The sequence below is a fragment of the Trichlorobacter thiogenes genome, assembly GCF_900167465.1.
Classification (GTDB): Bacteria; Desulfobacterota; Desulfuromonadia; order Geobacterales; family Pseudopelobacteraceae; genus Trichlorobacter; species Trichlorobacter thiogenes.
Genome location: NZ_FUWR01000035.1, coordinates 1 through 12,578 on the forward strand (window position 1 = coordinate 1; position 12,578 = coordinate 12,578).

The window sequence follows — 12,578 nt, forward strand, 5'->3', positions numbered from 1 at the left end:
CTATCACCATCGAAACACTGTACTTCGGTGGAATACTCAACACCAGATGGATGTGGTCAGGCATGGCATGACCCTCGATAAGTTCAACTTCCTTCTGCCGACATAACTGACGGATGATTTTGCCAACTTCTCCTCGAAGCCTGCCGTAAAGAACCTTCTTACGGTATTTCGGCACGATCACAACATGATATTTGCACTCCCATTTTACATGGGCTAAACTTTGCCACTCTCGCATGGCAGTTCCTCCTGTTGATTGCCTTTAGGGGCTTTCCTCAGGAGGAACTATCGCTGGAACGGCAGAGCCTTTTCAAGTCTCACCGGCAGAGCCGGTGGTTTACTGAAAACCTTCAATTATCCGGCATACCTCTCCTCCTCCTTGTTCATCGCTCATGAAAATGAAAGCATGCATGATCTCAGTGTAACCTGAAAACAGAATCATGCAAGCGACAGTAGCGTAACGAGGCCAGCAGATCATGCAACTGTTTTCTTGACAAAAGCGATGTAAGAAGTAATGATTCTTACCAAGTAATAGAGAAACGGAGTACTCGCGTGGCAACTTCCTGTACCCAGCAGCAACAAGAACAGATGATGGAGCAGTTTGTAACTGCCTGCAGAGACGCCGGCCTGAAAGTCACCCATCAACGTACAGAAATCTACCGTCAGCTGATCAATCAGCCTGATCACCCGACCGCCGAGACACTCCACAAGCGCTTACTGGCAACACTCCCGACCATCTCACTTGATACGGTCTATCGCACCCTGACCACCCTGGAGGACAACGGCTTGGTTTCCCGTATCCAGACTGCTGAAAGCCAGGCCCGGTTTGAGGCAGTGTATGCAGCACACCACCACCTGATTTGCAGCCGCTGCAAGCGTGTTGTTGACTTTCAGTGGCCTGTTGTTGATACGCTGGAGCCACCTGCCGATGTCGCTGACTGGGGACAGATAGACTCAAAAACCATCGTCATGTATGGGGTTTGCAATACCTGCTCCAACCGCTGACGGCCCGCAAACAGCACCTATTCTCCTTTATCAATTTTCCTGCTTTCAAATAATCGTTGACATATTTTCTCTACCCAGCTATTGATAACAAAATTCATTTGCAAGCAAGAAAGGAGCAGCCATGGGCTCATATCAATCAGCCAGACAACAGACCAGAGTACCCATCACGCATGTCACCCCAGAACTGCTTGCAAAATATGTATCACCAGTTGATTGCCTGACAGCGCATCTGATGCTGGAGTGTTCTGAAGTGCTGGCCGGGGTTAAACCGGCCAACCTTGTTTCGCTGGTTAACAGGACCAGACCCTGTGGCAGGAATCTGTACCACCTCTGGCAGGACCATCAACAACAGATTGCCTACAGACTTGGCAAACTTGAGTTTATTGTGCTCAAGACCAAACCAAACGCCTTGCTGCTGTTGTGCTTTAACCGCAAACAGCTGGAACAGCAGCTGTCTCACGCCGGTATCCGCACACTGCTTCACAAGGCTGGTTACAAACCCCAGGCCTGCCTGGACGAACTATTTGATCTGCTGACACAGCGGATTATTGAGCATGACTGTTTCCCCCATGAGATTGGCCTATTTATCGGCTACCCCCCCAAGGATGTGGCTGCTTTTATGGGATTGGTGAAACTGCCGTTTACCTGCCAGGCACTCTGGAAAATCTACGGTAACCCGGCGCACAGTCTGCGTCTGGCAGAAGACTACCGCTGCTGCCGACAACGTATGGGTGCCATCCTCGCCACCGGTAACCGGCAGATGCTTGAGATTAAAGATCCTGAACATCCCTTTTTTCGTCAGAATAATGATATCGATTTTCATCTTCTTCACTAGCCTGCAGCGACTAAATGCGTACGATCTGGAAAGGAGGTGCAGACCTACTATGGAAAAGCGGATCATTACCAGTACAGATCTGTTCGGCAAACTGCAGGAAATTGTCATCATGCACGCGGATGAAGAATACCGCCTGAGAATAACCAGTAACAACAAGTTAATCCTGACCAAGTAGTCAACTCTTTCTAACCTCTCAAGCCAGCCACAGGCGTACTTCTACGCCGCGCAGCCAGCCAGAGACAACTCTCCCAAGGAGATTGTTTATGTCTGCACTGCGTTCAACCACGCTAGCCCTTTCATTCACCCTCGTTACCGCCGGTACTGTTCTGGCTGGCCCGCTACTTGCCACCGATGATGCCGGTACGGTTGATTTCGGCAAGGTTGAGATCGAACTGAACAGCTCCTACGGCTATGACAAGCATACCGTGGACGGTTCCACCACCAAAACCACTACTGCGGACGGAGAAGTCAAGATCACCACCGGGCTCTTCAAGGATCTGGGGATCTCTTTGGCCATTCCCTACCTGTTCAACGAGCGCAGCAATGTTGATAGCGATATCTCAAATGTTGACGGCTTTGGCGACATGACCCTGGAAGTGAAATACCGGTTTGCAGAGCTGGCCGGTATTAATCTGGCGATTAAACCCAGTGTGATTGTGCCCACCGGTAAGTACAGCGCCGACCTGTCTGAAGGCCGCTGGCAGTTTGGCAGCACCCTGATCGCTACCAAAGAGTTTGAAGATGGCACATATGCCCTGCATGCCAACCTGGGCTACGAGTACCACCACTACCGTGAAGATGACGGTTCTCAGCGCAGAAACCTCTGGTCCGGCTCCATTGCCGGTGAGGCTGAAGTTGCCAAAGGGCTGTTTGCAGTCGCTGATTTCGGTCTGGCCACCAACCCTGATAAAACCTCAAACGAGCTGCCAGTCTATGCCCTGACCGGACTGCGTTATGAAATCAATGATCATCTGGATATTGATGCCGGTATCAAATTTGGTCTGACCAGGCCAGAAACTGACGTAACTGCGCTGTATGGACTGGTGTTGAAATTCTAACACCTGATTGCCGCAAAAGAACGCAAGGAACACAAAGAATGAAATTGTTTTCTCTTTGAGATCTTTGTGATCTTTTGCGGCCGTCTACCAGGGCGGCAGATTCCTGGGACTGGGAGGCTAAGATGGGACTGTGGGATAGTATACTGATGATTGCAATTGCGGGAGGAGCCATCTGGCTCCTCTATCGCTCACTCTGGAAGAAAAAGGGATGTTGCGGCAGTGATGGTTGCGGAGGAAACTGTACTCATTGATCAACGTGAACAAACACGTAACTATATCCATCCTGTTTCGTCTCTGTGAGATTGAGCTTTTTTGCTCTTTATCACATCTCAAAACCACCACTCAAAATGAACTTTTTGAGTAAGTCAACAGTTTTCATGTTCACCTTAAACGGTGGAATCGCCAGCCCCTCCCGTTCTTCAAAAAACTTTCTGGCTTTTTCTTTGTCTACAGAACCCTTCAACTCATCAAACCGACCGTATTGATTAAGGTTCGTTTCCGTCACTCCTGCATTCAACAGGTTTCTCAGCTTTGACCCATCCAGCCCGAAGGTCTGAATAAGAGCGTTGATCTGTTTGTCTTTGGCATTGGCCCGGTAGCGCGTTATCTGCTCGCGGATTGTCAGACCTGCCGACAGGTCGGCATCACCGCGCTGCACATCATTCAAAAAGATCGTGGCAAACTTCTGTTCTTCCTGGGTCAGGTAGGCAAAGGATTTATGCACCTCGTCCAATGTCTGCCGCACCTCGTCCGGATCAACCCCAGGCTGCTCAAGCATTTTCAGGTATTTATCAAACCTGCTATTCATGTAATCCGCATCTATCTTGCCGGTATCTATCTCGGTCAGATAACCGTCAATTTCATACGGAACATCATCCAGCCCCCCACCGCCTCCTCCTCCACCGGTAAACAGCTCTTTGTACCGCAGGGCTAACACCAGGTAACTGTTCTCATCAAAGGCAAGATCAATGACCGTTGCGGCATTATCCGGATCATTATCAAAGATGTAGCGAGAGCGGCTCCAGACAAATCGCTGGATCTTGGCAGCTTCCAGATGAGCGTTAAATGCGCGGAAGAGCTTGGCAAACTTTCCCCGTTCGGTCAGATCATCGGGAAGTTTGGTAAAATCTGGCACACCTGCCCTGCTGAACAGCGTAGTAATCTCCTCAAAAATGGCATTCATTTTTTTCAGATTCTCGTCCAGACGCTCAACAAACAGACCCAACGGCTTATCACCGGAATAAAGCTTAACCGCCTTGTTAATATTCTGCTCCATGGTATGGGGCAGACGGTAATAGCGGATCGTGCCAAAGGGCTTGTCCGGGCCAAACAGGCGATTGGTACGGGAAAAGGCCTGAATAATGTTCTCAAAGCGCAACACCTTGTCCATATACAGGGTGTTGATCCATTTGGAATCAAAACCGGTCAGCATCTGATCAACCACAATCAACAGATCCAGCTGCTGCTCCGGGCTGTTTTCTATACGTATGTGGGGCTTCTTGTGAGCCAAGCGGGCAGCGATATCCCTTTTAAACTCTGCATGTGTAGGGATGGAAAAATCCCGCCCGTAGCGTTGGTTATAATCCTCAATAATTTCAACCAGTCCATCTTCTTTGCCTTTCGCCCCGCCGTTGTTGTCGATAGTCGAGTCAAAGAGAGCGGTGATTTTCAACTCCGGCTTTTGGGCCTTCAGCAAACGATAATAGGCAATAGCCTCCGGTATGCTGCTGGTGGCAAAAATAGCGTGGAATTTACCGCCCTGGCTTAAGGTGACCCAGTTTACAACGATGTCCTCAACCACCTTCTGCTGATGCTCATCACGCTCATACTGGCTTTGGGGCAGGTAATCCTCAATCCCTTTGACGTATGCGCCGGAAGCTTCAGTGAAACCGGCCATTTTCAGGTCACGCAGAAACGTGTTAAAGACCTTCTTCTTTTGGGGATCGGCCAGGGCCTCGGCTTCATCCTTCGCCTTTGCCTGCTCAAGCGCCACTGCTACCCGCAGATCCCTGTCCTTGTACGTCAACACCTTGTAGGGATCAAACCCCAGCACGTTCTCATCTCTAATCCCGTCGGCAATGCTGTAACGATGCAGCTCATCCCCGAAAACCGTAGCAGTCGTGCTTTGCTTCTTCTGGTTTTCTTCATGGATCGGCGTGCCGGTAAAACCAAAGAAAAGTGCCAAAGAAAAGGTGGTTTTAATGGTATCCAGCATATCCCCGAAGGTGGAGCGGTGGGCTTCATCAATAATAAAGACTATTCTTTTGGCGTTCATCAACTCAATGTCATGGGCGTTCAAGCCATCGGCATCGCTGTAGATGTTGCTCATTTTCTGGATAGAGGTAACGATCAAGGTATCTGCCGGATCAGCACTTTTCAGTTTGGCAACCAGCACACCGGTATTCTCGGTGGCTTGAACGCTTTCGTGCTCTTCGGCAAAGTTCCGGTATTCCCGCAGCGACTGGCTGCCAAGCTCGATCCGGTCCATCAAAAACAGCACCTTGTCAGCATCCCTTGAATTGGCTATCAGTTGCGCTGACTTGAAGCTGGTCATGGTCTTGCCAGAGCCGGTGGTATGCCAGACATAGCCGCCCCGCCCGGTGTGACACTGCCAATCCAGCTTGGAAACACGATCCGAAATGGCGTTGGCTGCGTAATACTGGTAGCTGCGCATCACCTTCAACACACCATCGGAATCATCTGCCACCGTATAGAAGCCGATCAGCTGATGGGCCATGGGAATCGAAAGGAGTTTGTCGGCAATCTGTTGCCAGTCATTGACCGGTTCGTTATTAAAGTCAGCCCAGTGAAAATAGAAATCCTTGTTAAACCTCCCATCAGGGCCGGGATTGGCAAAATAGACCGTCTCTTCCGGCTCCATGGCAACAAAGATCTGGATCAGGGAAAACAGGCCGGAAAAGACCCCCTCGCCTGCGTACTTTTCAATCTGATGACAGGCCTGGCTGACAGACACGCCGCTTTTCTTCAGTTCGATATGTATCACCGGCATACCGTTAATCAGCAGCAGTAGATCACCCCGACGGTCACTCATAATTTTTGATTTTGTGGGGAATTGGGGTTGCCGGACGATTTGATAGCGGCTCTGGCCGGCGGCAATCTCCCGCCGGTCGTATATCTTCAGGCTGACCTGATTCCCGAAGTGCAGGGTATCATGGGGGTTGTCCCTGGTTATGGAGACGGTCTTGCCGTTAATGAAGCCGTTCAGCTTCAAAGGGGTACGCAGGTTGATAATCTGCTCCAGAATCTGCTGCATTTCGCTATCGGTAAGCGGATAGTCCCCCAGGCGGTCAACATCACGGTTATTGTCATACAGGATGTTAGCCCAGTTTTTGATCAGATCCTGTTCAGTGGGATAGGTGATAACATCCTGCTCCCAGCCTTTGTGGGAAAGAATCTCCACCAGTGCGTCTTCAAACGCGCTTTCTTTGGTAAAGGTCACTACTCTTCTCCCCCCAGATCAGCGGTTTTATACAACAGATACCCTTCATAAAAATAGCTGGCGTCAATCCCCTTCATATACAAGTTGCGGTCATTGATTTTGTCGGTTAAGGCCTGCTGCAAAAGCACCTTGATTTCGGTATCCTTGACCGGACTGCGCTCCATTGCCAGCAGGTAGTCGTTCTTGTCAACACAGCTCCAGTCAACCACCAGCTTAAGCTGTTTTTTAAGCATCACGTTAAGCCAGATCCGGGTGCTGCGTCCGTTTCCCTCGCGGAAAGGGTGGGCTATGTTCATCTCCACATATTTTTCAATAATCTGATCAAAGGTTGCTTGCGGCATGGCTTCAACGTTTTCAAGAGCTGCCTGCAGATACATGACCGGCACAAACCGAAAGCTGCCCTTGGCTATGTTAACCGTGCGAACCTGTCCGGCAAAATCATAGATCTCTGAAAAAAGATAACGGTGGATTGCGGCCAGGGAGTCCCAGCTTCCGGCCTGCAGGCTGTCCAGCGTGCCATTGGCAAACATCTGGCAGGCTTTGGCCTTGCTGAGCCGTTCTTCGGCGCGGGCCAGCTCCAGCTCGTCGTTCAGACCTAATTTGTTTGGCAGGGTCATTGTTTTTGCTCCTACTGTCGTTTTTTTAGCACCAAAGGCTAACCCCTCCAAACCTCCCCTTGTCAGGGGAGGCTTAAAGGCTTCCCCCCTGACAAGGGGGGATTGAGGAGGGTTGGTTTTTCGCTCATGCTGCAGATCCTTTATTTAAATAAACATCTTTTCCAGGCAGGCCTTTTTGATGTTTTTCAGCTTGTCCAGTTCGCGCTGCTGGAGGGTGATCAGGGAGTCGAGCTTTTGGAAGAAGGTTCCGATTTGGGATTGTTCTGTTTTATTTGTTGGGAAAGTGAACTCAAATAAATCAATATCTTTTGATGAAACATTCGGCTGCGCCCCAGCCACTAAAACTGAATTCAATTGAACAGTAAATAAATCAGAACGAACAATCGTAGAAATCAACGAATAATCAATTTTGCCGGTATTTTTAAAATAACCTACTCGCTGATTTTGATAGACTTTTAAATTTACTCCTTTGGTAAGTACAGCTACTTTACCCGTAGTTGCACCAGACATAGCTAATACTATTGCATTATCTGGCAAAGAAAAACTTTCATCGTCTTCTATTTCTGTATAACGATCAAATTCTCCACCTATTGTACCGTTAGAAAGAATATTAGATATTTTGACTATTGGTATACCATCATTTGTAAACTCATTACTCCGAAAAGCAAAACCACCACGAAGTGGTGTCACCTCCCCCAACGTCCGCCGCTCCCACTTTTCCGTAAACCCCTTGAAGCGGATCTCCGGCAGATCAGCACCCTCTTTGGGAAACATCTTGTGCAGCATGGCTTTTTTTACAACCATCAGCTTGTCATACTTGCGCTGGTGCAGGGTGATCAGGGAGTCGAGGTTTTGGAAGAAGGTGCCGATTTGGGATTGTTCTTTTTCAGGGGGAGCGACCATTATTGCTTTAGAGAGAAGCTCCTCTTTGGTAATTCCTTTGATGGAAGTCCCTTGTACGGAATGAAGTTCACTCTGAATTTTCTTCCAGATTAAGTACGTTGCAAACCAACTATCAATTTTTAATTTGCTTAGTGACAAAAAATCTTGGCTCGTCGAATACTTATAAGGCATGAAGGCCAATTTTCCGACGCCTACACGTGTTACAATTGCAATAGAATTTTCAGGCACAAGTTTTGTCGCAGAAGATTTTATACCCTGTTCAGATATCCCTTTTCGAGGTTCGATATTTGACAGTTGCCCTTCTGGTATATCAGAAGATTGAATCCATGGAATATTTCCATTCCAATAATCAGCTGCAGATGTTCTTGGTGTACCGCCGCCATAATATTCCTCAGCAACGTCTCCCAGCCTCTTCTCTTCCCACTCCCCATCAAACCCCTTAAACCGCAACTCCGGTACCTTGAGCCTGTCTGCCATCTTATTCACCCCGCAGCAACTGCTGAAACTCAGCCAAGCCTTGCAGATCAAATTCATTGCCGGTCAGTTCATCAATCAGGGCGGACAGGCTCTGCTGGGTAGCCTGCATCTGTTCAACCACCCCTTTGTAGGTGGTGGCGTACTTTTCAGCCAGCGTTGTCACCCTGGCAATCAGGAAGGCAATCTCTGTCCGGGGCTGTTGGTACAGGGCAGCAAGCAGGGGGTGAATCCATTTGCGTTCCAGCAGATCGTACACCTGCGGATCGCTTAGCCCTTCAATGGTGGCCTTGGTCTTCAGGTGCAGAGCATCTGCAGCCAGCTTGCGCTGTTTCTTCAGCTCTTTCTCTGCCTTCAGCAGATCATCTGCCTTGATAATCCGAGCCTCGTATGATTCTTCCCCAAAGGTTTCTCCCTTTTTGCTGTCGGACCGCAGCTGTTTGGCTTCCTTGGCCAGTTCTGTGGCCACAAAGCCGTCTTTTTCTTCGTTAAAGCAATCAGCATCCTTTTCTTCTTCGCTAAAGCCTTCAAACTGTTCTTCCAGCTCTGCGGCAATGGCAATAATCTGTCTGTCCAGCTTTTGCAGCGCTTCGTATTCATGCACAAGCAGGGTTTGCTGCACCAGGCTAAAGGGGATTACCCGCCCTATCCAACCATCCTGCAGTTCGTGATCCTTGCCATCCTTTTTCTTGATGACCATGTTTGGATCAACTTTTCTGGTGGCGCTAAAGCCCTCGGTCTGGATGATTTCAAGATCTACGCTGATCTTGCCCCATTCATCATCCAGGGCTTGATAGGCGCTGTAGGGGTCAATCAGGGGAACGGTTGCCAACCGCCTAAAAATATCATCTCCCAGCACGGTTTCTTCCTGAACAATGGAGATGCTCTCCATCTGATCCAGCAGGCGCTGTTTCAGCAGCTGATCAAAACCTTGAAACGCGGTGGCAAACCGGTTGTTGAACTCTGCCACGGCGGCATGTTCGGTAATGGCCTGCTTCAGATCCACTACCTGCAGGCTGGCGTAGGGGCCGTCCAAGCTGGCAAACAGGGTATCCCGCAGACCGGGCAAGGCTTCCCAGTACGGCGCAAGCAGGTCAATCTCGCTCTGAGGGATGCCACCGAACATGGCGGCATGGATGTCCCAGCTTTCAGCGCTTTCCGCTGCATCAACATAGCGGGGGATGTTCAGGTTGTAGCTGTTGCTGCGGATCTCTTCGCGGGGTACCCTGCGGGAATAGGTGGGACGATCAGACCGGCTCAGAACCGTATCGGCAATACGCTTGATGTCCGAGGCCCGCAGTTTGTTGTTTTTGCCAACTTTTTCAAAGCCTTTGGAGGCATCAATAATCAAGGTGTCGGTCTGGTCGCGCCGCTGCCGAAGCACCATGATAACCGTGGGGATGCTGGTGCCAAAGAAGATGTTGGATGGCAGCCCGATAATGGCGTCAATATGGTTGCCTTCAATCAGTTTCTTGCGGATTTCCCCCTCTTCACCGCCACGGAACAGCACACCGTGGGGCAAGACAATGGTCATAATGCCATCCGGCTTTAAGTGAAACAGTTCATGGAGCAAAAAGGCGTAGTCGGCCTTGGATTTGGGTGCCAGGCCAAAACGGGCGTAACGGGGATCGCTTTCCTTGTCGCTGGAATCCCATTTTTGCGAGTAGGGGGGATTGGATACCACCGCATCCACGTAGAGCGGATTGTAGCTGTGGGTCGGATCGGTTTCGTCAAAATAGGGCCAGTCGTCTTCCAGGGTATCGCCGTTGCGGGTAACGATATTGTCCACCAGAATGCCCCGCATAATCAGGTTCATACGGGTCAGGTTGTAGGTGTTCTGCTTCAGTTCCTGGGCGTAATATTTGATGCTGTTGGCATCAAGCATCTGCCGGGAGACGCAGCGGCCAATGTTGATCAACAATGACCCTGAACCGCTGGTTGGGTCGTAGATCTGGATCTCATTCCTGTCCTTTAAATGGTGGGCAACAATCTCGGACATCAGGAGCGAAACTTCGTGGGGGGTGTAGAATTCGCCTGCCTTTTTACCGGCGTTGGCCGCAAACATCCCGATCAGATATTCATAGATAAAGCCCAGGACGTCGTAGTCCTGTCTGCCATCCATGGGGATGTCTTTTATCAACTGGAGCAGGTTGCTGATGGCCTTGGTCTGGGATGCGGCGCTGTCACCCAGTTTACTTAAGCCGGTTTCCAAGGTCTTGAAAATCCCGTCAAACAGCTTCCGGTGGGCCGGGTTGATCAAACGGCTGAAAGCGGACAGAGCATCCCGCACGTTTGAAACATCAAAATCCCTGCCCAGGCTTATCCAGGTGGAAAACAGATCGTTATGGGCGATGAAATAACCGATGTTACTTTTGAAATATTCGACTGTTTCGGCATCATCTTCTGACAACGCCTTGATATCATCTTCTGAGCAGCCCTCTTTTTTGGCGAATTTCAGCAGGTTGTCTGAAAGGTATTTGTAAAAAATAAAGCCGAGAATGTAATCCTTGTATTCGTTGGCCTCTATCTTGGAACGCATCTGGTTGGCCGATTCCCAGATCTTTGCAGCCAGTTGTTGCTTGTTCATACCGTGGTGTTCCTCTCAAAACTGAAATGCATTGGTTTACCTCCCAGAGGCATCAGGCAGGGGGTGCAAAACCTGCCGCTCAACTGGCTCATAGCAATAGCTTCAGGCAGACCTGTCACTCCAGCCATGTCGCCCAATTGGCCTGTGTCACCACCTCAAAACCTGCTCCAGGATATGCTTCACTCCAATCTTTCGGAACTTTTACCCGCGCCTTTGATGACCATTTACATTCAAAGCCGGTCAATGTTCCATCAATATCCTCCACCAGATCAATTTCATGCTGGTCGTAGGTGCGCCAGAAATAGAAGTCGGTAAAGCGGCGCTGATTTCCGGCGCGCTTGATCCGCTCCATAACAAACCAGTTCTTGAACAGATCACCGGTGTCACTACGCAGGGAAAGTGGAACAAACGAGCGGACAAGAGCATTCCTGAGACCGATGTCGGCAAAATAATAACGGGATGTTTTGGTTACTTCTTTGCGGAGGTTACGACTAAAACCACGAATATTTACCAGAACGAACATCTTTTCCAGAATATCCAGATAGCTTTCCACGGTTTTCTGGCTAAGCCCCAGGCTTTTGGACAGTTCGGATACTGCGACTTCTTTTCCTATCTGGTGGGCAAGCAGCACCAGCAGATCAACGACCTTTTTCGGCTTCTTTATCTGCTCAAACTCCAGCAGGTCACGATACAGGTACTGGTTAAGATAACTGTAAAGATACTCTTCTTTTTCCTGATTGCTTTCCAATGTATGAACGCGGGGGTACATGCCGTAGCGCAGCATCTCTTCCAGGGCAGTGTCTGGTGAAGTCATACGGTATTTTTCAGACAGTTCTTTCCAGGAAAGTGGATAGAGATGGAAGGTCCGCGCCCTTCCAGTCAAAGGCTCGCTCAAGCGATCTGCAAGCTCAAACGATGACGAACCGGAGGCAATAACCGTAACCGGCAGGTGATCAATCAAAAGCTTGAGAGTCAGACCGATATGTTCGATCCGCTGCGCTTCATCTATAAAAATGATCTTTGCAGAACCAACGACCCGTTTCAGGTGTTCCAGTTCATGTTGGGCAAGTAACGATTGTGTGTACAGGTCATCCCCGGTGAACGATACCGAATCAGGAAATTGTTCCATTAACCCTTTGACAAGTGTGGTCTTTCCTGCCTGGCGTGGGCCGTAGAGTATAAGAGCAGTTCCCTCTTTCCCAAAACCGTCACGGATCAGTTGTGTAATGCTGCGTACAAACATGATACACCCCAAATTTCATAAATTGATATATCTTGAATTGTATCAATTATGAAAAGTCATGACCACCGGCAGAGCCGGTGGCTTGAGGAAAGCCCCTAAAAGGGGCTAAGGGTTTTGGGTGAAGTCCAACTCCTCTTGTTTGTCCAGATGTTCTTGATCTCTTACATACGCCCGGATCATTTCTTCATCCAGGCCGATAGTGCTGGCACAGTAACCACGTGACCAAAAGTGCCGACCGATAAAACCTTTCTTGACCCCTTCGGCCTTACGGTGAATATGAATTGCCGACTTGCCTTTCAAATACCCTATCACCATCGAAACACTGTACTTCGGTGGAATACTCAACACCAGATGGATGTGGTCAGGCATGGCATGACCCTCGATAAGTTCAACTTCCTT

The 12,578-nt window shown here is 49.4% G+C and carries 11 protein-coding genes; 4 read left to right on the forward strand and 7 right to left on the reverse strand.

The window, feature by feature from the left end; all coding sequences use genetic code 11:
• A partial coding sequence (tnpA, locus tag B5D39_RS16415) for an IS200/IS605 family transposase (protein ID WP_139366815.1) occupies positions 1-235 on the reverse strand: 235 nt, incomplete at its 3' end.
• A gap of 314 nt (positions 236-549) precedes the next feature.
• On the opposite strand from tnpA (B5D39_RS16415), the gene B5D39_RS16420 reads away from it, so the two are divergent.
• The 4 genes from B5D39_RS16420 to B5D39_RS16435 all read left to right on the forward strand — a co-directional run bounded on the left by B5D39_RS16420 (position 550) and on the right by B5D39_RS16435 (position 2,895).
• Positions 550-1,002, forward strand: coding sequence for a Fur family transcriptional regulator (locus B5D39_RS16420; protein ID WP_078791583.1), 453 nt, complete (start codon positions 550-552; stop codon positions 1,000-1,002).
• 121 nt (positions 1,003-1,123) lie between these two features.
• Positions 1,124-1,837 (forward strand): DUF3793 family protein, encoded by a 714-nt coding sequence (locus B5D39_RS16425; RefSeq protein ID WP_078791584.1) that lies wholly within the window; start codon positions 1,124-1,126, stop codon positions 1,835-1,837.
• A 49-nt stretch (positions 1,838-1,886) separates the two neighbouring features.
• Positions 1,887-2,012: a hemin uptake protein HemP gene (hemP, locus tag B5D39_RS16430; RefSeq protein WP_078791585.1), complete on the forward strand. Its 126-nt coding sequence runs from the start codon at positions 1,887-1,889 to the stop codon at positions 2,010-2,012.
• An 88-nt stretch (positions 2,013-2,100) separates the two neighbouring features.
• Entirely contained in the window at positions 2,101-2,895 is a 795-nt protein-coding gene (locus B5D39_RS16435) for a transporter (RefSeq protein ID WP_078791586.1), read from the forward strand.
• 322 nt (positions 2,896-3,217) lie between these two features.
• Here the strand turns inward: B5D39_RS16435 and B5D39_RS16440 are convergent, their stop codons facing one another.
• The 6 genes from B5D39_RS16440 to tnpA (B5D39_RS16465) form a co-directional block, all read right to left on the reverse strand.
• Positions 3,218-6,355 carry a type I restriction endonuclease subunit R, EcoR124 family gene (locus B5D39_RS16440; RefSeq protein ID WP_078791587.1) on the reverse strand — a complete coding sequence of 1,046 codons (3,138 nt, stop codon included), beginning with the start codon at positions 6,353-6,355 and terminating at the stop codon, positions 3,218-3,220.
• The gene (gene fic / locus B5D39_RS16445; protein WP_078791588.1) at positions 6,355-6,972 is read right to left on the reverse strand and encodes a protein adenylyltransferase Fic; all 618 of its coding nucleotides are present in this window, start codon (positions 6,970-6,972) and stop codon (positions 6,355-6,357) included. Before fic ends, B5D39_RS16440 begins: the two co-directional genes overlap by 1 nt.
• A gap of 144 nt (positions 6,973-7,116) precedes the next feature.
• The gene (locus tag B5D39_RS16450) at positions 7,117-8,352 is read right to left on the reverse strand and encodes a restriction endonuclease subunit S (RefSeq protein ID WP_078791589.1); all 1,236 of its coding nucleotides are present in this window, start codon (positions 8,350-8,352) and stop codon (positions 7,117-7,119) included.
• Position 8,353: 1 nt separating this feature from the next.
• The gene (locus B5D39_RS16455; RefSeq protein WP_078791590.1) at positions 8,354-10,936 is read right to left on the reverse strand and encodes a type I restriction-modification system subunit M; all 2,583 of its coding nucleotides are present in this window, start codon (positions 10,934-10,936) and stop codon (positions 8,354-8,356) included.
• 115 nt (positions 10,937-11,051) lie between these two features.
• Positions 11,052-12,179, reverse strand: coding sequence for an ATP-binding protein (locus B5D39_RS16460; RefSeq protein WP_078791591.1), 1,128 nt, complete (start codon positions 12,177-12,179; stop codon positions 11,052-11,054).
• 105 nt (positions 12,180-12,284) lie between these two features.
• Positions 12,285-12,578: IS200/IS605 family transposase (tnpA, locus tag B5D39_RS16465; RefSeq protein ID WP_078791392.1), on the reverse strand; the 294-nt coding region annotated here is incomplete at its 5' end.